Here is a 25,625-nt window from a genome sequence, read left to right as displayed (position 1 = left end):
CGGGCGCGCGGCGCGCTCGGGTCAGGAGGCCTGACCGTCCTCCTCGCGCGCGAGCTGCTCGCGGACCTGGTCCATGTCGAGCTCACGAACCTGCGAGACGAGGTCGTCGAGCACCGGGCGGGGGAGCGCCCCGGCCTGCGCGAAGACGCCGATGCCGTCCTTGAATGCCATGATCGTGGGGATCGAGGTGATGTTCATCGCCGCGGCGAGCTGCTGCTGGTCCTCGGTGTCGACCTTCGCGAAGACGAGGTCGGGGTTCGCCTCGGCGGCCGCCTCGTAGTTCGGTGCGAACTGCAGGCAGGGGCCGCACCAGGACGCCCAGAAGTCGACGAAGACGGTGCCGCCTTCGAGGATCGTCTTCTCGAAGGTGTCCATGGTGAGCGCGACGGTAGCCATGGGCGTCAGCCTACGGGCCGCAGCTTTGAAGCCGCCCAGTGTTCGCTCTCGGCGATGGCTCGGCGAGGAGTCGCTGAGTCTCGGCGTCGCGCCGCCGTTCCGCCGATTCGAGCAGCCGCAGCGCTATCGTGAGGGCGTGACTGAGCGCGGTCCCGATGAAGCGGAGCGGGCGACGGATGCCGCCTTCCGGAGCACGCCGGCGGGCGTGCTCGCGCCACCGCCCCCGGGCTGGCAGGCGCACGCGGCCGAACTCGACGCCGCGATCCCCGACTTCGACTGGCGCTCGCTGCCGGTCGGGGCCGAGCGCCGCTGGTTCGACGCGCCGAGCGGGCGGCTCGCCGGACTCGCCATGGGGCCGGCCGACGGGCCGAGGGTGCTCCTCGTCCCCGGTGCGACCGGCTCGAAGGAGGACTTCGTCCTCATGCTGCCGCTGCTCGCGGACGCCGGCTACCGCGTCGAGGCCTTCGACCTCGCTGGGCAGTACGAGTCCGCCGGAGCGGGGCCCTGGCGGCTCGACCCACCGGCCGCGCGCTACGAGCGCACGCTCTTCCTGAACGACCTCCTCGCGGTGCTCGCCGCGGGGAGCGGGCCGGCGCACGTGCTCGGCTACAGCTTCGCGGGCACGATCGCGCAGGAGGCGCTCACCCTGGCGCCCGAGCGTTTCGCGAGCCTGGCGCTGCTGTCGAGTCCGCCGGAGCCCGGGCAGGCGTTCCGCGGGGTGAAGCGGATCGGCGCGATCTCCGGCTTCACGACGCCCAGGCAGGGCGCCGCGCTCATGCTCTGGGGCATCCGCAGCAATCTGAACCGGGTGCCGCCCGGGCGTCTCGCCTTCGTGCGCGAGCGGTTCCGGCTCACCCGCCGCGACAGCGTGGACGATCTCATCGCGTGCATGATGGCGACCCCCGACCTCCGGCGCGAGGTCGCGGCATCCGCCGTCCCGAAGCTCGTGGCGGTCGGGGCGCACGACCTCTGGCCGCTCGAGCTGCACGAGCGCTCGGCCCGCGAGCTGGGCGCGCGCTACGCCGTGTACCGGACCGGGCACAGTCCGTGCGAGACGACGCCGCACCAGCTCGTGCGCGACCTGCTCGAGCTCTACGCGACCGCCTGATCGCCCTCGTCCGCCACGGCGGTGTCCGTCGCTGCCGCGCGGTGCTCGGCGCGCCGCTCGAGCGCCGGCCACTCCCGCCATTCGACCGCGAGGGTGTGGAACGCCATCCGCAGCCGGCGGCCGAGCGCCGCCCAGCTGTCGAACGGTCGCGCGGAGACGCCGACGAGGAGGCTGCGCTCGTAGGCGACGGACATGCCGGGGCGGAGCCACCAGGCCAGGTCGAGGTCGTCGTGCACGTCGGCGCGCTCGCGGTGGACGATCCCGCGCAGCTCGCGCCACGCCTCGCTGCGCAGCGCATAGTTCGAGCCGAAGAGCGGCGGATGCCCGAGCAGGATGCCGATGGCCCAGAAGTAGCCGCCGATGTAGAGGTGCCTGGCGACCCAGCGCGTGAACGCGGTGCCCCCGTAGAAGCGGCCGGGGCCGGTGACCGCGGTGGGAGCGTCGGCCTCCGCCATCCGTCGCTCGACGCGGGCGAGCCAGTCGGGCGGGGGCACCGAGTCCGCGTCGAGTCGGGCGAGCAGCTCGCCGCGAGCCGCGTCGAAGCCGGCGGCGGTCGCTGGCCAGATGCCGCGGCGCGGCTCGGTCACGACGCGGGCGCCCACGGCGCGGGCCACGGCGGCCGAGTCGTCGCTCGAGCCGTTGTCGACGACGATGATCTCGTCGGCGGGGCGGGTCTGCGCGGCCAGCGCGGAGAGGCAGACCCGGAGCATGGCGGCATCGTCCAAGCAGGGGATGACGACCGAGATGCTGCCCATCACCCCGGAGTCTAGACCCCGGGTGTCCGCGGATCGCGGCGGCAGGGCAGACTGGATCCGGTGCGTCATTCCGCTGCCGATTCGATCGAATCGGCGAAGCGGGAATAGCTTCGGGGGCGAGCTCGTTCCTGTCTATGCAAACGCATTGAAAGCACTCGACCCGCACCCCAGGAGGACGCCGTGCAGTTCGGAATCTTCACCGTCAGCGACATCACGCAGGACCCGACGACCGGCCGCACGCCGACCGAGGCCGAGCGGATCCAGGCCACCGTCGCCATCGCCAAGCACGCCGAAGAGGTCGGCCTCGACGTCTTCGCCCTCGGCGAGCACCACAACCCGCCGTTCTGGTCCTCCTCGCCCACGACGACGCTCGCGTACATCGCCGGCCAGACCTCGACCCTCCAGCTCTCCACCGCGACGACGCTCATCACCACGAACGACCCGGTGAAGATCGCCGAGGACTACGCGATGCTCCAGCACGTCTCGGGCGGCCGCGCCGACCTCATGATCGGGCGCGGCAACACCGGGCCGGTCTACCCCTGGTTCGGCAAGGACATCCGGCAGGGCCTGCCCATCGCCGTCGAGAGCTACGAGCTGCTGCACCGCCTCTGGCGCGAGGACGTCGTCGACTGGGAGGGCAAGTTCCGCACCCCCCTGCAGGGCTTCACCTCGACGCCGCGCCCGCTCGACGGCGTGCCCCCGTTCGTCTGGCACGGCTCCATCCGCACCCCGGAGATCGCCGAGCAGGCCGCCTACTACGGCGACGGCTTCTTCGCGAACCACATCTTCTGGCCCGCCTCGCACACTCAGCGCATGATCGCGCTGTACCGGCAGCGCTTCGAGCACCACGGCCACGGCACCGCCGCGCAGGCGATCGTCGGCCTCGGCGGCCAGGTCTTCATGCGCCGCAACTCGCAGGACGCGGTGCGCGACTTCCGGCCGTACTTCGACAACGCGCCGGTCTACGGGCACGGCCCGAGCCTCGAGGAGTTCACCCAGCAGACCCCGCTGACCGTGGGCAGCCCGCAGGAGGTCATCGACCGCACGCTCGGCTTCCGCGACTACGTGGGCGACTACCAGCGCCAGCTGTTCCTCGTCGACCACGCGGGCCTGCCGCTGAAGACCGTGCTCGAGCAGCTCGACCTGCTCGGCGAGGTCGTCGGGGTGCTCCGCACCGAGTTCGCGAAGAACCGCCCGGCCGAGGTGCCCGACGCCCCCACGCACGCCTCGCTCGTCGCCGCGAAGTACGGTGACGAGGCGCCCCGGCAGGCGACCCCGAACGCCAACCGCGGCGACAACCTGACCGTGGGCGCCTCGCCCTACCAGGACGCGCCCGCGCCCGCCGGCTCGGCCTTCGGCCCCGCCGCGACCCGTGCAGGAGGTGCACGATGACCACCAAGCAGATCGTCGTCGTCTCGGCGGGGCTCTCCACCCCGAGCTCGACCCGTCAGCTCGCCGACCGCCTCGCCGCGGACTCGGTCGCCGCGCTCGCCGAGCGCGGGGTCGAGGCCGAGGTGCGCACCTTCGAGCTGCGCGAGCTCGCCCACGACATCACGAACCACCTGCTCATGGGCTTCGCGCCGCCGAAGCTCGAGGAGGCGCTCGACGCCGTGGCCTCGGCCGACGGGCTCATCGCCGTCACGCCGATCTTCACGACGAGCTATGCGGGACTGTTCAAGTCGTTCATCGACGTGATCGACCCGCAGGCCCTCACCGATCTGCCGGTGCTGCTCGGCGCGACCGGCGGCACGCCCCGGCACTCCCTCGCGATCGACTACGCGATGCGCCCGCTGTTCACCTACCTGCACGCGGTGCCGGTGACCACCGGCGTGTTCGCCGCGACGAGCGACTGGGGCGGCGCGGACGGCGACGGCGTGCGCTCGCTGCCCGACCGCATCTTCCGCGGCGCCAAGGAGTTCGCCGAGCTGGTCGAGCGCACCGACCGCTCGCAGCTCGTCAGCGACCCGTTCCGGCTCGACCGGCCGATGGGGCACCTCATCGGCGGCCTCGCCGGCGAGTAACCCCCGCCCACCCAACCGAGTTGCCCGACTTTCATGAAAGTCGGGCAACTCGGCGTTTTCAGCGGGCTCAGGGGGCGAAACGGCGGACGAGCGCGTCGACCCCGAGGCCCGCGAGGATCGCGACGGGCACCGAGATCGCGAGGGCGAGCAGCGGCCGGTCCGCGAAGGCGGAGCCGACGATCGCCCCCATCGCCGTGTTGAACACCGCCCACGCAAGCCCCGCCGCCGCCGAGAGCGGCAGGTACCGGCCGAGCGGGATCCGTACGGCGCCGGCGGCGAGGTTCACGGCGATGCGGGCGAAGGGCACGTAGCGGGCGGTGAACACGAGCACGGCGGTGCGGCGGCCCACGGTGCGACGCACCCGCTCGATCGCCGCGGCGACCCGCGGCTTCCGCTGCCACGCCCAGCGCTCGAGGCCGCCGGCGCGGCCGATCGCGTAGCAGGCGAGGTCGCCGAGGACGGCGCCGACCGCGGCGACCGGGATCACGACGAGCGGATTCGGATGCCCCGTGGTCGCCGCGAGCGCCCCCAGGGCCACGACGAGGGTCTCGCTCGGCAGCACCACGAGGAAGGCGTCGCCGACGACGAGCGCGAAGAGCGCGGGCAGCAGCCACGGCGAGGCGGCGAGCTGGGCGAGGGCGTCGTCTGACACCCCGCCTTGCTATCCCGGCGGGGTGAACAGCGGGTGGCCGAGCGGCGAGCGCCGTCAGTCGTCGAGCACGAAGGTCACTTCGAGCGTGACCGACCAACCGGTGATCACCCCGTCGCTGGCCTCGATCTTCTGCTCCTTCACCCAGGCTCCGGAGACGTTGCGCAGCGTCTCGGACGCCCGGGCGACGCCCGCGGAGATCGCGTCGTCGAAGCTCTGCTCGGAGCGGGCGGTGATGGTCGTCACGCGGGCGACGGATGCCATGGGATCCTCCTCGATCGATGGAGCGGTGCTCGGATGCGGCGCCGCCCTGCCATGCAACGCCGCTCCCGGCACGGCGGCAAGGCTCGAGCGCTGTCCGTCCGGCGACGGGTTCGCGACCGGGCGGCGAACGCTCGCCGACGCGGCGGTGAATCCTCGGTGCCCGGGCCCGCTTTCGCGCGGTGCGGCGGCGCAGCCGGGGCACCCTGGTCTCGTGAAGGTCGCGATCCTCGCCGAATCGTTCCTCCCGCACATGAACGGGGTCACCCACTCGCTCCTCCAGGTGCTGGGGCACCTGGAGCGCGCCGGGCACGAGGCCCTCGTCATCGCACCGCGCGCCGGCCGCGTCGACGAGGCGGCGCTCCGCGGGGCGCGGCTCGTGCAGCTGCCGTCGACGCCGCTGCCGCGCTACCCGCAGGTGCGGATCGCGGTGCCCGGCCTGCGCCGGCTCACCGCCGCGCTCGCCGAGTTCTCGCCCGACGTCGTGCACCTCGCCTCGCCGTTCGTGCTGGGGTGGCAGGGCGTGCGCGCCGCCGAGGCGATCGGGGCGCCGAGCGTCGCGGTCTACCAGACGGATGTCCCGGCCTACGCCGCCCGCTACGGAGTCCCGGCCGCGGCACCGGCGCTGGAGCGGCACGTCGCGCGGCTGCACGGCCGGGCGACGCTCACGCTCGCACCCTCGAGCTCGGCGCTCGAGCGGCTCGACGCGCTCGGCGTCTCCGGCTCCCGGCTGTGGCGGCGCGGTGTCGACCTCGAGCGCTTCCGGCCGGGTCGTCGCGACGAGGCCTGGCGGCGGCGGATCGCACCCGGCGGCGAGGTCGTCGTGGGCTACGTCGGCCGGCTCGCGCCCGAGAAGCAGGTCGAGGATCTGCTGGCGCTCCGCGGCGTGCCCGGAATCCAACTCGTCGTCGTCGGCGACGGCCCCTCCCGCGACGAGCTCGAGGCGCTGCTGCCGGACGCGGTCTTCACCGGGTTCCTCGGCGGCGAGGAGCTCGCGACGACGCTCGCGAGCTTCGACGTCTTCGTGCACCCGGGGGAGAGCGAGACGTTCTGCCAGACCGTGCAGGAGGCGCACGCGAGCGGTGTGCCCGTCGTCGCCACCGGCGCGGGCGGCCCGCTCGACCTCGTGCGGCAGAGCGTCGACGGCTGGCTCTACCGACCGGGCGACCTCGACGAGTTCGCCGCCCGCGTCGCGGACCTCGCGGGCGATGCCGCGAAGCGCCGCGCCTTCGGCCGGGCGGCCCGCCGCGGCGTCGTGGGCCGGGGGTGGGACGTGCTCTGCGAGGAGCTGCTCGCCCACTACCGCGACGCCAGGGCGCGCGCCGCGGGGCTCGCGTCGGCGGCACCGGGCCAGGTCGCACCGGCCCCGCCCGCGCCGCACCCGGCATCCGTTCCCGGCCCGGCCGAGCCCGGCCGGACCCGCGCCGCCGAGGCGCCGCTCCGCTTCGTCGCGGTGGGCGACTCGCTCACCGAGGGGCTCTGCGACGACTCGCGCACGGCCCCGGGCGAGTACCGCGGCTGGGCCGACCGGCTCGCCATGCTGCTCGCGATGAGCCGGCCGGGGCCCGGCGTCGAGTACGCGAACCTCGCAGTGCGCAGCCGCCGCATCCGGGACGTGGTCGACGAGCAGCTGCCCGCGGCGCTCGCGCTCGGCGCGGAGCTCGTCGGCATCTTCGTCGGCGGCAACGACCTCGTGCAGCGCGGCGCGGACCCCGTCGCGCTCGCCGATCAGCTCGGAGCGGGTCTGCGCGCGGCCGCCGCCGCAGGCTGCCGGGTGCTCGTCGTCACCCCGTTCCTGCCGGAGCGCTGGGAGGTGCGCGGCCTCCGGGCCCGATTCGCCCGCTTCGACGCGCGGCTCCGCGCGCTCGCGGCGGAGCACGGCGCCGTGCTGGTCGACGTCGAGCACGCCGCCGAGCTGCGCGCCCGCTCCAGCTGGGCGGCCGACCGGGTGCACCTGAACCCCGCCGGCCACCGCACGCTGGCCTACGCCGCGGCGCGCGCGCTCGGCATCCCGGACGCCGCGGTCCTCGCCGACCTCGAGCTCGCGCTGCACGACGGCGCGCACCGGACGCGGGTCTCGGGGCCCGCCTGGATGGCGGTGCACGTGCTGCCCTGGGTGGTCCGGCGGCTGCGCGGACGGACCGCGGGGGAGGGCCGCTCGCCGAAGCGGCCGGAACTCGCCCTACTCCGGATTCCGGCTCCGACCGGGGCCGCTCTGCTAGAGTCGAAGCGGTTGCCCGAGTGGTCGCCGCATCGCAGCTCTGCCTCGCAGCGGGCCGCGAACCGCAACTGAACACCGAGCACCTTCGGAGCAGGCCGGCAGGAAGCTGGTCCCCTGTGGTGGCTTACCGACTCGATTCGGTGGACTTCTACTGGTGGCCAGCGTGAGCGCATCGTCCTGATGCGATTCGTATTGCCTGTTCCTGCTCCTTCGTATGCAGTCGTGCCCACACGGGGTGCGACGGGAAACAAAGGAGAGAGACCTCTTGGAAGGTCCTGAAATCACGTTCGCCGAGACCGTCATCGACAACGGCAAGTTCGGCACCCGCACCATCCGCTTCGAGACCGGACGCCTCGCCCAGCAGGCGCAGGGCTCCGCGGTCGCCTACATCGACGAAGAGACCATGCTGCTCTCGGCGACGAGCGTCTCGAAGCAGCCGAAGGATCACTTCGACTTCTTCCCCCTCACGATCGACGTCGAGGAGCGCATGTACGCCGCGGGTCGCATCCCCGGCTCGTTCTTCCGTCGCGAGGGCCGCCCCTCGACCGAGGCGATCCTCACCTGCCGCCTCATCGACCGCCCGCTCCGCCCCTCCTTCGTCGAGGGCCTGCGCAACGAGGTCCAGGTCGTCGTGACCGTCCTCGCCATCGAGCCCGACGAGCTCTACGACGTGCTCGCCATCAACGCCGCGTCGCTCTCGACGCAGCTGTCCGGCCTGCCGTTCTCCGGTCCGGTCGCCGGCGTCCGCGTCGCGCTCATCGACGGCCAGTGGGTCGCGTTCCCGAAGCACGGCCAGCTCGAGGAGGCCGTGTTCAGCATGGTCGTCGCGGGCCGCGTCGTGACCGAGGCCGACGGCTCCGAGGACGTCGCGATCATGATGATCGAGGCCGAGGCGACCGACAACGCGTGGAACCTCATCCAGGGCGGCGCCGTCAAGCCCGACGAGACCGTCATCGCGCAGGGCATCGAGGCCTCGAAGCCCTTCATCAAGCAGCTCGTCGAGGCGCAGCTCGCGGTCGCGAAGACCGCGGCGAAGCCCGTCGCCGACTACCCGACGTTCCCGCCGTACCAGCCCGAGGTCAAGGAGGCCGTCGAGGCCTTCGCCGCCGCCGAGCTCAAGGACGTCTACCAGATCGCCGGCAAGGTCGAGCGCCAGGACGCCGACGACGCCCTCAAGGCGCGCGTCAAGGAGCACGTCGCGGCCAAGGTCGAGGCGGGCGAGCTGCCCGAGTCGGCCAACGCCGAGGTCTCCGCGGCCTACAAGTCGGTCACCAAGAAGGTCATGCGCACGCGCGTGCTCGAAGAGGGCGTCCGCATCGACGGCCGCGGCCTCGCCGACATCCGCCCGCTCGACGCCGAGGTGCAGGTCGTGCCCCGCGTGCACGGCTCGGCCATCTTCCAGCGCGGCGAGACCCAGATCCTGGGCGTCACCACGCTGAACATGCTGAAGCTCGAGCAGCAGATCGACTCGCTGAGCCCGGTCACCAAGAAGCGCTACATGCACAACTACAACTTCCCGCCCTACTCGACCGGTGAGACCGGTCGCGTCGGGTCGCCGAAGCGTCGCGAGATCGGGCACGGCGCACTCGCCGAGCGCGCGCTCGTGCCGGTGCTGCCGACGCGCGAGGAGTTCCCCTACGCGATCCGTCAGGTGTCCGAGGCCCTCGGCTCCAACGGCTCGACCTCGATGGGCTCCGTCTGCGCCTCGACCCTGTCGCTGCTGAACGCCGGTGTGCCGCTGCGCGCCCCGGTCGCCGGCATCGCCATGGGCCTCATCTCCGACACCGTGAACGGTGAGACCCGTTACGCGGCCCTCACCGACATCCTCGGTGCCGAGGACGCGCTCGGCGACATGGACTTCAAGGTCGCCGGCACGAGCGAGTTCGTCACGGCCATCCAGCTCGACACGAAGCTCGACGGCATCCCCGCCTCGGTGCTCGCCGGCGCGCTGACCCAGGCCAAGGAGGCCCGCACCACCATCCTCGCCGTGCTCAACGCGGCGATCGACGGCCCGGACGAGATGGCCCCGACCGCTCCGCGCGTCATCAGCGTGCAGATCCCGGTCGACAAGATCGGCGAGCTGATCGGCCCGAAGGGCAAGACGATCAACGCGATCCAGGACGAGACCGGCGCCGACATCTCCATCGAGGAGGACGGCACCGTCTACATCGGCGCCACCGACGGCCCCTCGGCCGAGGCGGCCCGCGCCCAGGTGAACGCGATCGCGAACCCGACCAACCCGGAGGTCGGCGAGCAGTTCCTCGGCACCGTCGTGAAGATCGCCACGTTCGGCGCCTTCGTGTCGCTGCTGCCGGGCAAGGACGGCCTGCTGCACATCTCCGAGGTGCGCAAGCTCGCCGGCGGCAAGCGCGTCGAGAACGTCGAGGACGTGCTGGGCGTCGGGCAGAAGCTGCTCGTCGAGATCACCAAGATCGACGACCGCGGCAAGCTCTCGCTCGCCCCGGTCCTGCAGGAGGACGCCGACGTCGAGGGTCGTACCGCCACTGGCGAGCACACCGACGCGCCGGCTGAGGGCTCCGAGGTCGAGTGACCGCGGTTCCCGCCTGACACGCGGATGCCCCGCCCGATTCGTTCGGGCGGGGCATCCGTCGTTTCCGGGCCGCTGCGGACGACGCGCAGCGCGGCCCGTTGCTCAGAGCGGGAGGTAGCCCGCGCTGCGGAACAGCTCGTCGCGCTCGGCGAGGGCGCGCTCGGCGGCGGCCCGGGCCTCGGCCCGGCCGAGCAGCTGCTCGCGGTCGGTGCGTCGGCTGGCGCGGCGCAGGCCCCAGCTCGCGAGGCCGAGGCCGCTGCGGACGGCGAGGCCGGCGAGTCGGCCGGCGCCGGGGGAGAGGGTGGCGGTGGTCATGATCACTCCTTCCGAGTGTGGTCCTGGGTGGCCTCGCCGCGCACGAGCGGGAAGGCGTTGAGGTGAATCTGCACGGGCATGGAGCCCGGCGTGGGCGTGCGCTTGTAGCGATCGCCGAACTTCAGGAACACCGCGTCGATCTCGGCGACGAGCTCGGCGAGCTGTTCGACGGTGAGACGGAGGTTGATCGTGTCGCTGGTGGCGACCTCGAGCCACTCCTTGCCGAAGACGTGCGGGCCGTCCGAGACGAAGTCGCGATAGTTGCGGTCGCGGATCGTGAGCCACTCGTCCTCGACGAGCTTCGCGGCGAGCCGCTCGGCGCTGCCCGGGGGCAGGTCCTGCGGGTCGGGCACGGCGACCGAGCCGGGCGTGCGCTCCCACCACCGCTCGCGGCCGGTGCCGCGGCTGGTGTCTTCGCGGACGAGGCCGGCGCGCTCGAGCTGGCGGAGGTGGTAGCTCATGGAGCCGCTCGACTCGCTCAGCCGTTCGCCGAGCCCGCTCGCGGTGAGCGGGCCGTAGGAGGACAGCTCGTCGTAGATGCGGATGCGCAGCGGGTGCCCGAGCGACTTCAGCGCCGTCGCCGACAGCACGTGGTCGATGCCGGGATGCCGGGTGCTGCTCGGCTGGGCCTCGATGTGGCTCGGAGTCGTCTCGCTCATGCATGCAAAGATACCGTTGCAAAGAAAGCTTTGCAAGCGTTTGTTTGCAAGTATTCGTTTGCAACGGTTTCTTGGCACTCGTGGACCGACGCGGGCCCCGGAGTTCGGCCGGCCGCGGCTACCGCTCGAGCAGCGGCCCGATCCGATAGGGGATGAGCTCGCCCATCGAGAGGGAGGTCTCGGTGCGCTCGACCCCGTCGATCGCGAGGATCTCGCCGTCGATGCGGAAGAGGTCGTGCGCGTCGCGGCAGACGACGCGGGCGAGCAGGTCGACCGAGCCGGAGAGCCCGTGCGCCTGCAGCACCTCGGGGATCTCCGCGATGCGGGCGACGACCTCGCCGAGCTGCTTCTGCCGCACGTGCACCGCGACGAAGGCCTCGAGCGGGTAGCCGAGCGGCGCCGGGTCGATCGCCCGCTCGAAGGAGGCGAAGGCGCCGGATGCCTCGAGCCGGGCGAGCCTGGCCTGCACCGTGTTGCGGCTGAGGCCGAGGCGCTCCGCGAGGGCGACGACGGTCGCGCGGTGGTCGGCGGCGAGCGCGGTGAGGAGGGCTCGGTCGAGCTGGTCGAGAGTGCTCATGCTGCGCAGTGTAGCGAGGATTCAGCGCCGCGTGCTTGGCAACATGCTCAATGGATCCGGTGATGCTTGAGCTGTGTGACCTCCCGACGTACGCTCGGGCGTATCCGGCGACGTGGCCGGCGAGTCGGAGCGCCCACGAAGCGCTCCGCCGAACCAGGAGGATCGACGATGACCCTTTCCGACCGTGATGCGACCGGGCTCTTGACGAGGCCCGAGTCGTTCGTGCAGCTCGTCGACGAGACGGGCACCCGGCGCCACGACGCCGAGTTCGACCCGTGGGTCGCCGACGTCGACGCCGCCGCGCTCGGCCGGCTCTACCGCGACATGGTCATCGTCCGCCGGCTCGACGCCGAGGGGGTCGCGCTGCAGCGCCAGGGCGAGCTCGGGCTCTGGCCGCCGCTCGCCGGGCAGGAGGCCGCGCAGATCGGCTCCGTGCGCGCCCTGCGCGACGACGACTTCGCGTTCACGAGCTACCGGGAGCTCGCCGTCGCCTGGGCCCGCGGCGTCGCCGCCGAGGGGCTCGTGACCACCTGGCGCGGCACCGCGTCGTCCGGCTGGGACCCGGCCGCCCACCGCGTCGCCGTGCCGCAGATCATCATCGGCGCGCAGGCGCTGCACGCCACCGGCTACGCGATGGGGCTGCGCTGGGACCACTCCGACGCCGCGGCCATCGCCTACTTCGGCGACGGCGCGACGAGCGAGGGCGACGTCAACGAGGCGTTCGTCTTCGCCTCGAGCTTCGAGGCGCCCGTCGTCTTCTTCTGCCAGAACAACCAGTGGGCGATCTCGGAGCCGGTCGGGCTGCAGTCCAAGCAGGAGCTGGCCCGCCGCGCCGACGGCTTCGCGATGCCCGGCATCCGGGTCGACGGCAACGACGTCCTCGCCGTGCTCGCCGTCACCCGCATGGCGCTCGAGCGCGCCCGGCGGGGCGATGGCCCGAGCCTCATCGAGGCCGTCACCTACCGCATGGGTCCGCACACCACGGCCGATGATCCGAGCCGCTACCGCGACGACGCGGAGCTCGCCGCCTGGCGGGAGCGCGATCCGATCGCCCGCCTGCTCGCCCTCCTCGAGGGCCTCGGAGTCGACGTCGCGGGGCTCGAGCGCGAGACGGCCGAGGCGGCGGACCGCGCCGCCGCCGAGCTCCGAGCCGCCTGCCTCGGCCTCGTCGACCCGCCCGCCCTCAGCGTCTTCGACCACGTCTACGCGGAACCGAACAGCCACGTCGCCCGTCAGCGCGAGCACTACGAGCGGTATCTCGCGCTCTTCGGCGACGAGGCATCCGACCAGAACGGAGCCGGCCGATGACCACCCTCACCCTCGGCAAGGCCCTGAACCGGGGCCTCCGAAACGCCCTCGCCGCCGACGACCGCGTCGTCCTCATGGGCGAGGACATCGGCACGCTCGGCGGCGTGTTCCGCATCACCGATGGGCTGCAGGCCGAGTTCGGCCGCGAGCGGGTCGTCGACTCGCCGCTGTCCGAGGCGGGCCTCATCGGCACCGCGGTCGGGCTCGCCTACCGCGGCTTCCGCCCCGTCGTCGAGATCCAGTTCGACGGCTTCATCTACCCCGGCTTCGATCAGATCGTCGCGCAGGTGGCGAAGCTGCACTACCGCTCCCGCGGGGCGGTGAAGGTGCCGATCACGATCCGGGTCCCGTTCGGCGGCGGCATCGGGGCGGCCGAGCACCACTCCGAGTCGCCCGAGGCGTACTTCGCGCACACCGCCGGCCTCCGCGTCGTGGTCTGCTCGAACCCGGCGGACGCGCACGTGATGATCCAGCAGGCGATCGCGAGCGACGATCCGGTGCTCTTCTTCGAGCCCAAGCGGCGGTACCACGTGAAGGGCGAGGTCGACGAGGCCGCGAGCCTCGCCGACGCGAAGCCGATGGGCATCGCGACGGTGGTCGCACCGGGCGACGACGTGACGCTCGTCACCTACGGCGCGCTCGTGCAGACGGCCAAGGACGCCGCGGTCGCCGCCGCCGAGGACGGCGTCTCCCTCGAGGTCATCGACCTGCGGTCGCTGGCGCCGGTGGACTACCCGACCCTCGAGGCCTCGCTGCGACGCACCGGTCGGCTCGTCATCGCGCACGAGGCCGGGCAGCAGGGCGGGGTCGGCGCGGAGATCGCCGCGAGCCTGACCGAGCGCTGCTTCGACTACCTGGAGCACGCGCCGGTGCGGGTCACCGGCCACGACATCCCGTACCCGCCCGCGAAGCTCGAACAGCACCACCTGCCGGACCTCGACCGGATCCTCGACGGCGTCGACCGCGTGCTCGGCCGCGCCAACTCGCTCTCGGGGGTCGAGGCGTGAGCGGCGTGCGCGCGTTCGCGCTGCCGGACCTCGGCGAGGGCCTGACGGAGTCGGAGCTCGTCGCCTGGCGCGTGTCGGTCGGCGACCGCATCGAGCTCAACCAGATCGTCGCCGACGTCGAGACGGCGAAGGCCGTCGTCGAGCTGCCGTCGCCCTTCGCGGGGGTGATCACCGCCCTGCACGCCGAGCCCGGTCAGACCGTCGAGGTCGGCGCGCCGCTGTTCTCGTGCGAGACCGGCGAGGGTGCGCCGGCCGGCGGCGCGGGCGATGGCGGCGCGGATGCCTCGGGCAGCGCAGGCCCCGAAGCAGACGCGCAGCCCGAGCCGAAGCGCGAGCCGACGCTCGTCGGCTACGGCGCCGCGGCCGATCGCGGGCCGCGCCGTCGCCGGCGCGTCCCGCCACCCGGCGGGGCGACGCCGGCAGCAGGCAGCGACGGCGGCGAGGCATCCGCCGCGAGCCCCGCGACCGCGGTCGCGAGCCCCGCCTCCGGGCCCTCGCGGCGCGGTGACCGGCCTCGTTCGACGCCGCCGGTGCGCCGACTCGCGCGCGAGCTCGGCGTCGACCTCGACGCGGTCGACGGCACGGGCGAGCGCGGGCTGATCACGCGCGACGACGTCGAACGCACGGCGAACGCCCTCCAGCCGTCCGCGGCGGCGGCGGCCCGCCCGGCGGCGGGCGAACGCCCGGCCGAGACCCGCATCCCCATCCGCGGCGTCCGAAAGCACACGGCCGCCGCGATGGTGCGCAGCGCCTTCACCGCGCCGCACGTGACCGAGTTCCTCACCGTCGACGTGACCGCGACGATGGAGCTGCTTCGCGGCCTGCGCGAGGATCGCGCCTTCGCCGGGCACCGGATCACGCCGCTCGCCGTCGTCGCGAAAGCGGTCTGCCTCGCCGCGGCGCGCACCCCGGAGGTCAACGCGCGCTGGGACGAGGAGGCGCAGGAGATCGTGCAGTTCGCCGGCGTGAACCTCGGCATCGCGGCGGCCACGGATCGCGGGCTCGTGGTGCCCGTGATCCCCGGCGCCGAGCGGATGACCCTCGTCGAGCTGGCCGACGCGATCGCGGCGCTCGCCGAGACCGCCCGTGCCGGCCGCACGAGCCCGGCCGAGCTGTCCGGCGGCACGATGTCGATCACGAACATCGGCGTCTTCGGGATCGACGCGGGCACGCCGATCCTGAACCCGGGGGAGGCCGCGATCCTCGCGACCGGCCAGGTGCGCCGGCTGCCGTGGGAGCACCGCGGCGAGATCGCGCTGCGCGAGGTGATGACGCTCTCGCTCTCCTTCGACCACCGGCTCGTGGACGGCGAGCAGGGCTCGCGCTTCCTCGGCGACGTCGGCCGGCTGCTGCGGGAGCCCGGGTTCGCCCTCACGATGTGAGCGGGCCGCGGGGGATGGCGGCGCCGTCCCCCGCGGCGTAGCCTCGCCGAAGGGCCGCACCTGCGGCCGGGACGGGGGGACGACGGGATGGACGACCGCACACTGCTGCTCGCGGAGGACACGGCCGCGGCGCTCGCCGGCACGCCGTTCGAACACGCCGTGGACCACCTCGTCGCGAGCTACGAGACGGGGGACTTCTCGGCCGGGGTGCGCTTGCTCGACCGCGTCGCGGTGGTCGCCGACGAGCTCGCGCACCATCCGGACGTGCACGTGCGCTGGGGCTCGATCACCTTCGAGCTGCGCTCGCACGACGTCGGCGGGGTGACCCGGCGCGACGTCGAGCTCGCGCAGCGCATCCACGCGCTCGCGAGCGAGTAGCGACTCGCACTCGGTCTCGGCGGTGTCGGGCTCAGTCGAGCTCGTAGACGAGGCGCTCCGTCTCGCCGCCGCGGGCGGGCGCGAACACGAGCTCGCGGGCGACCTCCGCGAAGCCGAGCTTCGCGAGCACCGCGCGCGAGCCCCGGTTGTCGGCCGCGACCCGGGCGCGCACGGGACGCTCCGGGAGCCCGTCGAGCAGGAGGCGGAGGGCGCGAGTGGCGATCCCGAGGCCCCAGTGGTCCGGGTCGATCCAGGAGTCGAGCACGGCCACGCCGTGCTCGCGGCGCACTTCCACGTCGCCGACGATGCGTCCGTCGGCGCGCACGGTGCGGGTGGTGAGCTCGGGATCGGCGAGGCGCTCGGCCCAGCGGGCGTCGAATGCGGGCCGGTCGTCGTCGCCCGGCGCGAACGCGGCCTGGTGGACGGCGATCTCGTCGTGGTGGAAGCGGAACAGTGCGTCGAGATCGGCGGCGCGGGTGGGGCGCAGCGTCACGACATGAGGCTCGCCCATGTCATTTCCTCCAGAATGCCGCGGATGGTGGTCGCGGCGGGTCGGCGCCCAGGGGTGCGGGCGCTGTGCGGAGTGGAGTTCATGAGGCCGAAGGCGGCGTGTGCCCTGACCCTGAGCTCCTCTTCGGCCAGATCCGGCCGGAGTCGATCGAGCACGCCGACCCAGTGTTCGACGTACGTGCGCTGGAGGGTGCGCATCTCGTGCCGTGCGGCCGGGTCGAGCTGGGTGACCTCGCGCTCCTGCACGGCGATGACGTCGGCGTCGCCGACGGCGAACTCGACGTGGAAGCGGATGAGGGCGCGCAGCGCCGCCTCCGGGGTCGCATCGACGGCGAGCACGCGCTCGGCCCCGTCGAGCAGCGCCCGGCTCGCGTCGACGAGGATGGCGGCGAGCACGGCGCCCTTGCCGGGGAAGTGCCGGTACACGGCCGGACCGGAGACGCCGACCGCCGCGCCGAGCTCGTCGAGGGTGACGCCGGCGTAGCCGCGCGCCGCGAAGAGCGCGGCGGCGGCGTCGAGGATGGCGGCGCGCCGATCGGCCTTGCGGAGGCTCCGCTGCGTGGGGGCCTCGACCTCGGTGCCGCTCGTCATCCGTGCTCCGCGTCGTCGGGAATTCAGTGAGTGCAGGTTAACCGGGTCGTGCTCGACCGGTCAACCTGGCGCGCAGGCGAGCGCACTGCTTGCCGTTTCGGTTAGTCGCCACTAACATCAAATCGAGTTAGCGGGCATTAACCGAAGTGCCCGCCCAACGCCACGACGGAGAGGCGGACATGGGCGCATTGCAGTCAGCAGTCGACCCGGCATCCGAGCGCGCGATCGCGAACGCCGCCGCTCACGCCGAGCTCGCCGCCGAGCTCCGCGAGCGGCTGGCGCGCGCCGCCCTCGGCGGGCCCGAGGCCTCACGCGCGCGCCACGTCGCCCGGGGCAAGCTGCTGCCGCGCGACCGCGTGGTGCGACTGCTCGACGAGGGCAGCCCGTTCCTCGAGCTCGCGCCGCTCGCCGCCGAGGGGCTGTACGGCGGCGACTCGCCCGGCGCCGGCCTCATCACCGGCATCGGCCTCGTGCACGGGCGCCCCGTCATGGTCGTCTGCAACGACGCCACCGTCAAGGGCGGCACCTACTACCCGATGACGGTGAAGAAGCACCTCCGGGCGCAGGAGGTCGCGCTCGAGCAGCGGCTGCCGTGCATCTCGCTCGTGGACTCCGGCGGGGCGTTCCTGCCGATGCAGGACGAGGTGTTCCCCGACCGCGAGCACTTCGGCCGCATCTTCTTCAACCAGGCGACGATGTCCTCGCTGCGCATCCCGCAGCTCGCCGCCGTGCTGGGCTCCTGCACCGCGGGCGGCGCGTACGTGCCCGCGATGAGCGACGAGACCGTCATCGTGCGCGGGCAGGGCACCATCTTCCTCGGCGGCCCGCCGCTCGTGAAGGCCGCCATCGGCGAGGTCGTGACCCCCGAAGAGCTCGGCGGCGGAGAGCTGCACGCGCGCACCTCCGGCGTCGTCGACCACCTCGCCGAAGACGACGAGCACGCGCTCGAACTCGTCCGCGACATGGTCGCCACGCTGCCGGCGCCCGCCGAGCGGGCCTGGGCCGTTCGGGAGCCGCGACCCCCGGCGGTCGACCCCGCGGGGCTCACGAGCGTCGTCCCGGTCGACGTGCAGCAGCCCTACGACGTGCGCGAGGTCATCGCCCGCCTCGTCGACGCCAGCGAGTTCGCCGAGTTCAAGCCGGAGTACGGCGACACGCTCGTCACCGGCTTCGCCCACCTCGACGGCCACCCCGTCGGCGTCGTCGCGAACAACGGGGTGCTGTTCAGCGAATCGGCGCTGAAGGGCGCGCACTTCGTCGAGCTCTGCGATCAGCGCGGCATCCCGCTCGTCTTCCTGCAGAACATCTCGGGCTTCATGGTCGGCCGCGACGCGGAGGCCGGCGGCATCGCCAAGGACGGCGCGAAGATGGTCACCGCCGTCGCGACGACGCGCGTGCCCAAGTTCACCGTCGTCATCGGCGGCTCCTTCGGCGCGGGCAACTACTCGATGTGCGGGCGGGCGTACTCGCCCCGCTTCCTCTGGATGTGGCCCAACGCCCGCATCTCGGTGATGGGCGGGGAGCAGGCCTCGTCGGTGCTCGCCACCGTGAAGCGCGACCAGCTCGCCGCGCGGGGCGAGGACTGGCCGGAGTCGGACGAGGCGGCGTTCCGCGCCCCGATCCGCGCGCAGTACGAGGAGCAGGGCAGCCCGTACCACTCGACCGCGCGGCTCTGGGACGACGGCATCATCGAGCCGGGCGACACCCGCACCGTGCTCGCGCTCGCCCTCGAGCTCGCGAGCCGCACCCCGCTGCCCGAGCCGCGCTTCGGCCTCTTCAGGATGTGATGGCGATGACCGATCAGCAGCTGCGCCGCTCCGCCGGCCCCCGGCCCTTCGACCGTGTGCTCGTCGCCAATCGCGGCGAGATCGCCGTGCGCGTGATCCGCACCCTGCAGCGGCTCGGCATCGAGGCCGTGGCCGTGTACTCCGACGCCGACCGGGACGCCCCGCACGTCGCCCTCGCCGACCGCGCGGTGCGCATCGGCCCGGCCCCGGCCGCCGAGAGCTACCTCGATCCCGAGCGCCTCGTGCGCGCCGCGGTCGAGAGCGGCGCCGAGGCCGTGCACCCCGGCTACGGCTTCCTCTCCGAGCACGCCGGCTTCGCCCGCGCCTGCGCCGACGCCGGGCTCGTCTTCATCGGCCCCGGAGCGCGCGCACTCGAGATCATGGGCGACAAGATCCGGGCGAAGCGCCACGTCGCCGCGAGCGGCGTCCCCGTGGTACCGGGCGTCGCCGACCCCGCGCTCGACGACGCGGCCCTGCTCGACGCCGCCGAGGCCGTCGGCTACCCGATCCTCGTGAAGCCGTCGGCCGGCGGCGGCGGCAAGGGCATGCAGCTCGCCCGCGACCGCGAGGAGCTCGCCGAGGCGCTGCCGACCGCGCGCCGCGTCGCGTCCGCCGCCTTCGGGGACGACACGCTCCTGCTCGAGCGCTTCATCGAGCGGCCCCGGCACATCGAGGTGCAGGTGCTCGCCGACGCGCACGGCGCCGTGGTGCACCTCGGCGAGCGCGAGTGCTCCCTGCAGCGCCGGCACCAGAAGGTCATCGAGGAGGCGCCGTCGGCGCTGCTCGACGAGGCCACTCGCGAGCGCATCGGCCTGGCGGCCTGCGAGGCCGCCAGGAGCGTCGACTACCGCGGCGCCGGCACGGTCGAGTTCCTCGTCTCGGATGCCGCGCCGGGCGAGTTCTTCTTCATCGAGATGAACACACGGCTGCAGGTCGAGCACCCCGTCACCGAACTCGTGACCGGGGTCGACCTCGTCGAGCAGCAGCTGCGCATCGCCGCGGGGGAGCACCTCGCACTCACCCAGGACGCGCTGCACCTCGACGGGCACGCGATCGAGGCCAGGCTCTACGCCGAGCGGCCCGCGGACGGCTTCCTGCCCGCCACCGGCCCGGTGCTCGTGTGGCGCCCGGCGGGCGGCGACGGCGTCCGCATCGACGCGGGCCTGCGGGCGGGGCAGGAGATCACCGCCCACTACGACCCGATGCTCGCGAAGCTCATCGCCTGGGGGCCCGACCGCACGACCGCGCTCGAGCGGCTCCGGGCGGCGATCGACGAGACCGTCGTGCTCGGGGTCGACACGAACCTCGAGTACCTCGGCGAGCTGCTCGACGACCCGGAGGTGCGCGCCGCCCGGCTGCACACCGGCCTGATCGACCAGCGCCCGGCACCGGCGGGAGCGGAGCCGACCGCCGCGGCGCTCGCCGCAGCGACCGCGCTCGTCGAGGCCGAGGCGCTCGCCGCCGCAGGGCCCGCCGCCCGCGCATGGCGGCGCGAGCGGGGCTGGCGAGCCTCGGGGCCCGGAGCCGAGGAGGCACCCGCCAGCCGTGCGCAGCCGGACGCCGTCGCCGTGCGCGCCCCCGACAGGGCGATCTGGGTGCACGCCGACGGCCGCGCCCAGCGCATCGTCCCGGTCGACCGCCGGGCCGAGCTCGAACGCCGTCTCGCGGCCGCGGAGCGCGGGGGAGCGGCCGACCCGGTGCTCCGGGCGCCCATGCCGGGCACCGTCACGGCCGTGCTCGTGCACGACGGCGACGCCGTCGAGACGGGCGCCGCGATCCTCGCCATCGAGGCGATGAAGATGGAGCACCGCGTCGTCGCGCCGTTCGCGGGCGTGGCGCGGCTCGCCGTCGCGGTCGGCGCGCAGGTCTCCCGCGAGCAGGCCGTCGCCACCGTCGAGCAGCTCCTCGCCGTCGAGCCGTCCGGACCCGACTCCCACCCCGATCCCGGCCGCGCCGACCCCGGCGCCGCCGAGCCATCGGCCCACGAGGCCACGACCCACGAGCAAGGAGCACCGCAGTGGACTACCAGCTGAGCGACGAGGAGCAGGCGCTCTTCGACCGCGTGAAGGACTTCGCCGACACCGTCGTCGCGCCCGCAGCCTACGAGTACGACACGAAGCGCCGGCTGCCGCTCGAGATCATCGCCCAGATGGGCGAGCTCGGACTCTTCGCGCTGCCGTTCCCGGAGTCGGTCGGCGGGCTCGGAAAGTCCTACTTCCAACTCTGCCTCGCGGTGGAGGCCCTCGGCCGCGTCGACCAGTCCATCGGCGTGACCCTCGAGGCGGGCGTCGGCCTCGGCGTCATGCCGATCTACCGCAACGGCACCCCCGAGCAGCACGCCGAGTTCCTGCCCGACCTCATCGCCGGTCGCGCGCTCGCCGGATTCGGCCTGACCGAGGCGGGTGCGGGCTCCGACGCCGGCGCCACGCAGACGACCGCGGTGCTCGACGGCGACGAGTGGGTGATCAACGGCTCGAAGCAGTTCATCACGAACTCCGGCACGCCGATCACGAAGCTCGTCACGATCACCGCGGTCACCGGAGAGCGCGAGCTCCCCGACGGCACCGTGAAGAAGGAGCTCAGCTGCATCATCGTGCCGAACGGCACGCCGGGCTTCACCGTCGAGGAGGGCTACGACAAGGTCGGCTGGCACACGAGCGACACCCACCCGCTGACGCTCCGCGACGTGCGGGTGCCGGCCGCGAACCTGCTCGGCGAGCGGGGCCGGGGCTACGCCAACTTCCTGCAGCGGCTCGACGAGGGACGCATCGCCTTCGCGGCGCTCGCCACGGGCGCGGCGCAGGGATGCCTCGAAGAGGCGCTGCGCTACGCGAAGAGCCGCGTGGTGTTCGGCCACGAGATCGGGCGCAACCAGCACATCGCCTTCAAGATCGCCAAGATGCAGGCCCGGGTGCACCAGGCGCGGCTGGCGTGGCACGACGCCGCGCGCAAGATGGACGCGGGGCTGCCCTTCAAGATGGAGGCCTCGATCGCGAAGATGGTGTGCGGGGAGGCGGCGATGGACAATGCCAGGGACGCGACGCAGATCTTCGGGGGCTACGGCTTCATGAACGAGAATCCCGTCGCCCGCCACTACCGCGACTCGAAGATCCTCGAGATCGGCGAGGGGACCACCGAGGTGCAGTTGATGATCATCACGAGGGAGCTCGGGCTCGTCGCCTGAGCGCGAGGAGGTCGCCATGACGGATGCCGGCGCCGAGACGCCCGCGCTGCGCGAGATCGTGCAGCGGGGCCTCTGGTTCGAGGAGTTCGAGGAGGGCGTGCGCTACGTGCACCGGCCCGGTCGCACCGTGACCGAGGCCGACAACGTGCTGTTCACGACCCTGACGATGAACCCGCAGCCGCTGCACCTCGACCGGGCCTTCGCCGAGACCCAACCGTTCGGCCGGGTGCTCGTCAACTCGATGTTCACCCTGTCCACGCTCGTGGGGCAGTCGGTGGCGCAGCTCACACTGGGCACGCTCGTCGCCAACCTGGGCTTCGGCGAGATCGCGTTCCCGGCTCCGGTGTTCGTCGGCGACACGCTCTCCGGCGAGAGCCTGGTCGAGGGCAAGCGGCTCTCGTCGTCGCGGCCGGGCGAGGGCGTCGTGACGCTGCGGCACACCTCGCGCAACCAGGACGGTGTCGTCGTGGCGCGGTGCACGCGCAGCATGCTCGTCTGGACCCGCGAGGCGGGGGAGCGGGCCGCGGCCGGCGGTGCGCGATCGTGAGCGGCGGATTCCGCTTCGGCCCCGCGCTGCTGTTCTGCCCGGCGGACCGACCCGACCGCTACGAGAAGGCGCTCGCGCGCGCCGATGCGGTGATCCTCGACCTCGAGGACGCGGTCGCCGCCCAGGCGAAGCCGGCGGCGCGCCGGGCGCTCGTCGAGCACCCGCTCGATCCGGAGCGGGTGATCGTGCGGGTGAACCCGGCGGCCAGCGGGGAGCTCGAGGCCGACCTCGAGGCGCTCGCCGGCACCGGGTACCGCACGGTCATGCTCGCGAAGTGCGAGGGCACCGCCGACCTCGTCGAGCTCGGCGCCCTCGAGGTGATCGCGCTGTGCGAGACGGCGCGAGGCGTGCTCGCCGCCGGGGAGCTGGCGGCCCTCGCCCCCGTGATCGCCCTGATGTGGGGCGCGGAGGACCTCGTCGCCTCGCTCGGCGGCACCTCCAGCCGTTTCCCCGACGGGCGCTATCGCGACGTCGCGAGGCACGCCAGGTCCCAGGTGCGCCTCGCGGCGGCCGCGCACGGCGTCGCCGCGGTCGACGCGGTCCACCTCGACCTCGACGACGACGCCGGGCTGCGGGCCGAAGCCGACGACGCGGTCGCGCTCGGCTTCGAGGCGACCGCGTGCGTGCACCCGCGCCAGGTGGAGCTCGTGCGGGCGGCGTACCGACCGCATCCGGACGCCCTCGCCGAGGCGCGGACCATCCTCGCCGCGGCCTCGGGGGAGCGCGGCGTGTTCGCGTACGAGGGCCGCATGGTCGACGCGCCGCTGCTCAGACAGGCCGAGGCGGTGGTCCGCCGCGCTGGCGGTTCGCCAACGATTCGGTAACGCTTCGGCCGCCATTCACGGCCAGTGGTATCCCCGCCCCGTACGCTCGAAAGCGATCCTGGGGAGGAGGAGCGGTGGCACGCCACACGATGACGAGAGACGCCCAGCGCGGGCGCGAGGCGGTCGAGCTCGAGTTCGACGCCGAGGTCATCGACGAGCCCACCGACGTCCTGGTGCCCTCGAACCCCGTGTCCGGTCCCATCCGGGTGCCGCGCAAAGCCGCCCTCGGCGACACCGGCATCGCGGTGCACCCGCTCGCCCTCGGCGGCAGCGTCTTCGGCTGGACGCTCTCGCACGAGGCATCCTTCGCGGTCCTCGACCGCTTCGCCGGCCTCGGCGGTGAGCTCATCGACACGGCCGACGCCTACGCCTCGGGACGCAGCGAGCAGATCATCGGCGCCTGGCTCGCCGACCGCGGGCTCCGCGACCGCATGACCGTCATGACCAAGGCCGGCCGACACCCCGAGCACCGGGGGCTTTCGCCCCGATCGCTCCAGGGCGCCGTCGACGCCTCGCTCGAGCGTCTCGGCGTCGAGCGCATCGACGTGCTCTTCTTCCACGGCGAGGACGCCGAGGTGCCGCTGGAGGAGAGCCTCGGCGCCGTCGACCGGCTGATCGCGGCGGGCAAGGTTCGCTCCATCGGCGCCTCCGACTTCTCGCCGGAGCGGCTCATCGAGGCGCGGGTGCTCGCGGCCAACGGCCTGCCGAGGTTCCAGACCGTCACGACGGCGTACAACCTGATGGACCGCCGCGGCTTCGAAGGGGCGCCCGAGCTCGTCGCGCACGCCCAAGGGCTCGCCGTGCTGCCGTACTTCGCCCTCGCGGGCGGCTTCCTCGGCGGCGGGGTGCGCCGTCGCACCGAGCTCCGTCACGACGCGCGCGGCGCGCGCGTGGCGCGCCACCTCGGCCGCCGCGGTCAGCGCGTGCTCGCCGTGCTCGACGACATCGCCGCGGAGCACGGCGTCACCACGGCGACGATCGCCGTCGCCTGGCTGCAGTCGCGCCCGACGGTCGCCGCGCCGGTCGCGGGCGTCTCGCGCCCCGAGCAGGTCGACGCGCTCCTCGCGGCCGGCTCCGTGCAGCTCCAGCGCTCCGAGCTCGTCGAGCTCGACCGCGCCTCGGCCTGAACCGGGGCCGCCCGGACGGGGGCGACCCACCTCCGGGGGACGTGGCTTAGGCTGTTCGGGATGAACGGCGCTGTCGACCTCCCTCTCGGCCTGGCCGAGCTCTCCTTCCGGGCGGCCGGGGAGTCGCTCGTCCGGCGCAGCGTCCTCCCCTCCGGCGTGCGGGTCCTGAGCGAGCAGGTGCCGGGCGCCCGTAGCGCCACGATCGGCTTCTGGGTCGCCGTCGGCTCGCGCGACGAGCAGCCCACCGGGGCGGGGCATCCGGCCACGTACGGCTCGACGCACTTCCTCGAGCACCTGCTCTTCAAGGGCACCGCCGGGCGCAGCGCGCTCGACATCGCCGTCTCCTTCGATGCGGTCGGCGGCGAGCACAACGCGCTCACGGCGAAGGAGCACACCTGCTACTACGCGAAGGTGCAGGACCGCGATCTGCCGATGGCGGTCGAGGTGCTCGCCGACATGTTCACCTCCTCCCTGCTCGACGCCGGCGAGTTCGAGACCGAACGCGGCGTCATCCTCGAGGAGCTCGCGATGGCCGGCGACGACCCGGCCGACGTCGCGGGCGAGCGCTTCTTCTCCGCGGTGCTCGGCGAGCACCCGCTCGGCCGCCCGATCGGCGGCACGCCGGAGACGATCCGCGCGGCGACGCGCGACGCCGTCTGGGAGCACTACCGCGCGAACTACCGGCCGCAGGACCTCGTCGTCACCGTCGCGGGCGCCGTCGATCACGACGAGCTCGTCCGGCTGCTCGAGGGTGCACTGGCCCGCGCCGGCTGGCGCATGGACGAGCCGGGCACCCCGGTCGAGCGTCGCACGGCGGTGCCGGCCCCGCTGGAGCGCGGCCCGGAACTCGCCGTCGTCGAGCGCCCGATCGAGCAGGTGAACCTGCTCGTCGGCGTGCCCGGCCTCGTCGCCTCCGACGAACGGCGCCCGGCGATGAGCGTGCTGAACGCGATCTTCGGCTCCGGCATGAGCTCCCGCCTCTTCCAGGAGGTCCGCGAGCGCCGAGGGCTCGCCTACTCCGTGTACTCCTTCGCCCCCGCGTACTCCGATGCCGGGCTCTTCGGCATGTACGCCGGCTGCGCGCCGCAGAAGGCCGGCACCGTCGTCGAGCTGCTCCGCAGCGAGCTCGAGCGGCTGGCCGAGCACGGCGTCACCCCGGAGGAGCTCGCCCGGGCGGCGGGCCAGCTCGGCGGCGCCTCGGCGCTCGCCCTCGAAGACTCCGACACGCGCATGTCGCGTCTCGGCCGTGCCGAACTCACGCTCGGCGAGTTCCAGGATCTCGATGAGGCGCTCCGGCGCATCGCACTCGTCACCGTCGACGATGTGCGGGCGCTCGCAGCAGACCTCGTCTCGCGGCCCTTCTCGGTCGTCGCCGTTGGCGCGACCGACGAGGCCGCCCTCAGCGGAGCGGCCGAGGCCGTTTCCGCGACCAGCGTCGCCTGAGCGCGGCATCCGATCGACGACAGG

General features: G+C 73.4%; 25 protein-coding genes. 16 read left to right on the top strand and 9 right to left on the bottom strand.

Annotated elements, in window-relative coordinates; genetic code table 11:
- Positions 1-21: 21 nt before the first annotated feature.
- Entirely contained in the window at positions 22-396 is a 375-nt protein-coding gene (locus MTP13_RS16125; protein WP_189086078.1) for a thioredoxin family protein, read from the bottom strand.
- A gap of 136 nt (positions 397-532) precedes the next feature.
- Between MTP13_RS16125 and MTP13_RS16120 the strand changes: the two genes are divergently transcribed.
- Positions 533-1,504, top strand: a complete 972-nt coding sequence (locus tag MTP13_RS16120) for an alpha/beta fold hydrolase (protein WP_243568679.1) — start codon at positions 533-535, stop codon at positions 1,502-1,504.
- On the opposite strand, the gene MTP13_RS16115 is transcribed toward MTP13_RS16120, so the two are convergent.
- On the bottom strand, positions 1,489-2,259 hold the full coding sequence (locus MTP13_RS16115; RefSeq protein WP_243568678.1) for a glycosyltransferase family A protein: 771 nt from the start codon (positions 2,257-2,259) through the stop codon (positions 1,489-1,491). The genes MTP13_RS16120 and MTP13_RS16115 overlap by 16 nt on opposite strands.
- 180 nt (positions 2,260-2,439) lie before the next feature.
- On the opposite strand from MTP13_RS16115, the gene MTP13_RS16110 reads away from it, so the two are divergent.
- Together MTP13_RS16110 and MTP13_RS16105 are read left to right on the top strand one after the other, a co-directional pair.
- Complete coding sequence (locus MTP13_RS16110) at positions 2,440-3,651, top strand: LLM class flavin-dependent oxidoreductase (protein ID WP_243568677.1); 1,212 nt, start codon at positions 2,440-2,442, stop codon at positions 3,649-3,651.
- Positions 3,648-4,280 (top strand): FMN reductase, encoded by a 633-nt coding sequence (locus MTP13_RS16105; RefSeq protein WP_243568676.1) that lies wholly within the window; start codon positions 3,648-3,650, stop codon positions 4,278-4,280. The genes MTP13_RS16110 and MTP13_RS16105 overlap by 4 nt, the downstream gene beginning before the upstream one ends.
- 67 nt (positions 4,281-4,347) lie before the next feature.
- On the opposite strand, the gene MTP13_RS16100 is transcribed toward MTP13_RS16105, so the two are convergent.
- Both MTP13_RS16100 and MTP13_RS16095 read right to left on the bottom strand, forming a co-directional pair.
- On the bottom strand, positions 4,348-4,932 hold the full coding sequence (locus MTP13_RS16100; RefSeq protein ID WP_243568675.1) for a DedA family protein: 585 nt from the start codon (positions 4,930-4,932) through the stop codon (positions 4,348-4,350).
- Positions 4,933-4,986: 54 nt separating this feature from the next.
- Positions 4,987-5,193 carry a dodecin family protein gene (locus MTP13_RS16095; RefSeq protein ID WP_243568674.1) on the bottom strand — a complete coding sequence of 69 codons (207 nt, stop codon included), beginning with the start codon at positions 5,191-5,193 and terminating at the stop codon, positions 4,987-4,989.
- Between the two features lie 211 nt (positions 5,194-5,404).
- Between MTP13_RS16095 and MTP13_RS16090 the strand changes: the two genes are divergently transcribed.
- On the top strand, positions 5,405-7,483 hold the full coding sequence (locus MTP13_RS16090; RefSeq protein ID WP_243568673.1) for a GDSL-type esterase/lipase family protein: 2,079 nt from the start codon (positions 5,405-5,407) through the stop codon (positions 7,481-7,483).
- Positions 7,484-7,676: 193 nt separating this feature from the next.
- The gene (locus MTP13_RS16085) at positions 7,677-9,962 is read left to right on the top strand and encodes a polyribonucleotide nucleotidyltransferase (RefSeq protein ID WP_243568672.1); all 2,286 of its coding nucleotides are present in this window, start codon (positions 7,677-7,679) and stop codon (positions 9,960-9,962) included.
- A gap of 102 nt (positions 9,963-10,064) precedes the next feature.
- Here MTP13_RS16085 and MTP13_RS16080 read toward each other — a convergent pair whose 3' ends face one another.
- From MTP13_RS16080 to MTP13_RS16070, 3 genes are all read right to left on the bottom strand, one after another.
- On the bottom strand, positions 10,065-10,277 hold the full coding sequence (locus MTP13_RS16080; RefSeq protein ID WP_189086071.1) for a hypothetical protein: 213 nt from the start codon (positions 10,275-10,277) through the stop codon (positions 10,065-10,067).
- Positions 10,278-10,279: 2 nt separating this feature from the next.
- Positions 10,280-10,936, bottom strand: coding sequence for an ArsR/SmtB family transcription factor (locus tag MTP13_RS16075; RefSeq protein WP_243568671.1), 657 nt, complete (start codon positions 10,934-10,936; stop codon positions 10,280-10,282).
- A gap of 118 nt (positions 10,937-11,054) precedes the next feature.
- The gene (locus MTP13_RS16070; RefSeq protein WP_243568670.1) at positions 11,055-11,513 is read right to left on the bottom strand and encodes an Lrp/AsnC family transcriptional regulator; all 459 of its coding nucleotides are present in this window, start codon (positions 11,511-11,513) and stop codon (positions 11,055-11,057) included.
- 168 nt (positions 11,514-11,681) lie between these two features.
- Between MTP13_RS16070 and pdhA the strand changes: the two genes are divergently transcribed.
- From pdhA to MTP13_RS16050, 4 genes are all read left to right on the top strand, one after another.
- Positions 11,682-12,821, top strand: coding sequence for a pyruvate dehydrogenase (acetyl-transferring) E1 component subunit alpha (pdhA, locus tag MTP13_RS16065; protein WP_243568669.1), 1,140 nt, complete (start codon positions 11,682-11,684; stop codon positions 12,819-12,821).
- On the top strand, positions 12,818-13,828 hold the full coding sequence (locus tag MTP13_RS16060) for an alpha-ketoacid dehydrogenase subunit beta (RefSeq protein WP_243568668.1): 1,011 nt from the start codon (positions 12,818-12,820) through the stop codon (positions 13,826-13,828). The genes pdhA and MTP13_RS16060 overlap by 4 nt, the downstream gene beginning before the upstream one ends.
- Entirely contained in the window at positions 13,825-15,210 is a 1,386-nt protein-coding gene (locus MTP13_RS16055) for a dihydrolipoamide acetyltransferase family protein (RefSeq protein ID WP_243568667.1), read from the top strand. The genes MTP13_RS16060 and MTP13_RS16055 overlap by 4 nt, the downstream gene beginning before the upstream one ends.
- Positions 15,211-15,297: 87 nt before the next feature.
- On the top strand, positions 15,298-15,588 hold the full coding sequence (locus MTP13_RS16050; RefSeq protein ID WP_243568666.1) for a 4a-hydroxytetrahydrobiopterin dehydratase: 291 nt from the start codon (positions 15,298-15,300) through the stop codon (positions 15,586-15,588).
- Positions 15,589-15,619: 31 nt separating this feature from the next.
- Here the strand turns inward: MTP13_RS16050 and MTP13_RS16045 are convergent, their stop codons facing one another.
- A complete protein-coding gene (locus tag MTP13_RS16045; RefSeq protein ID WP_243568665.1) occupies positions 15,620-16,099 on the bottom strand; it encodes a GNAT family N-acetyltransferase in 480 nt (159 codons plus the stop codon).
- Positions 16,078-16,689: a TetR/AcrR family transcriptional regulator gene (locus MTP13_RS16040; protein WP_243568664.1), complete on the bottom strand. Its 612-nt coding sequence runs from the start codon at positions 16,687-16,689 to the stop codon at positions 16,078-16,080. Before MTP13_RS16040 ends, MTP13_RS16045 begins: the two co-directional genes overlap by 22 nt.
- A gap of 179 nt (positions 16,690-16,868) precedes the next feature.
- Between MTP13_RS16040 and MTP13_RS16035 the strand changes: the two genes are divergently transcribed.
- The 7 genes from MTP13_RS16035 (at position 16,869) to MTP13_RS16005 (ending at position 25,601) form a co-directional block, all read left to right on the top strand.
- Positions 16,869-18,476, top strand: coding sequence for a carboxyl transferase domain-containing protein (locus MTP13_RS16035; protein ID WP_243568663.1), 1,608 nt, complete (start codon positions 16,869-16,871; stop codon positions 18,474-18,476).
- Positions 18,477-18,481: 5 nt separating this feature from the next.
- Positions 18,482-20,509 (top strand): ATP-binding protein, encoded by a 2,028-nt coding sequence (locus MTP13_RS16030; protein WP_243568662.1) that lies wholly within the window; start codon positions 18,482-18,484, stop codon positions 20,507-20,509.
- Positions 20,494-21,660, top strand: a complete 1,167-nt coding sequence (locus MTP13_RS16025) for an acyl-CoA dehydrogenase family protein (RefSeq protein ID WP_243568661.1) — start codon at positions 20,494-20,496, stop codon at positions 21,658-21,660. The genes MTP13_RS16030 and MTP13_RS16025 overlap by 16 nt, the downstream gene beginning before the upstream one ends.
- Positions 21,661-21,676: 16 nt before the next feature.
- Positions 21,677-22,207 carry a MaoC family dehydratase gene (locus MTP13_RS16020; protein ID WP_243568660.1) on the top strand — a complete coding sequence of 177 codons (531 nt, stop codon included), beginning with the start codon at positions 21,677-21,679 and terminating at the stop codon, positions 22,205-22,207.
- On the top strand, positions 22,204-23,031 hold the full coding sequence (locus MTP13_RS16015) for an HpcH/HpaI aldolase/citrate lyase family protein (protein WP_243568659.1): 828 nt from the start codon (positions 22,204-22,206) through the stop codon (positions 23,029-23,031). The genes MTP13_RS16020 and MTP13_RS16015 overlap by 4 nt, the downstream gene beginning before the upstream one ends.
- A gap of 74 nt (positions 23,032-23,105) precedes the next feature.
- Entirely contained in the window at positions 23,106-24,158 is a 1,053-nt protein-coding gene (locus MTP13_RS16010) for an aldo/keto reductase (RefSeq protein WP_243568658.1), read from the top strand.
- Between the two features lie 60 nt (positions 24,159-24,218).
- The gene (locus MTP13_RS16005; protein ID WP_243568657.1) at positions 24,219-25,601 is read left to right on the top strand and encodes a M16 family metallopeptidase; all 1,383 of its coding nucleotides are present in this window, start codon (positions 24,219-24,221) and stop codon (positions 25,599-25,601) included.
- Positions 25,602-25,625 lie beyond the last annotated feature (24 nt).

The organism is Agromyces soli (genome assembly GCF_022811605.1).
Taxonomy (GTDB): Bacteria; Actinomycetota; Actinomycetes; order Actinomycetales; family Microbacteriaceae; genus Agromyces; species Agromyces soli.
Note: the sequence above shows the minus strand (reverse complement) of the source record. Positions and strands in the feature narration are given on the sequence as shown.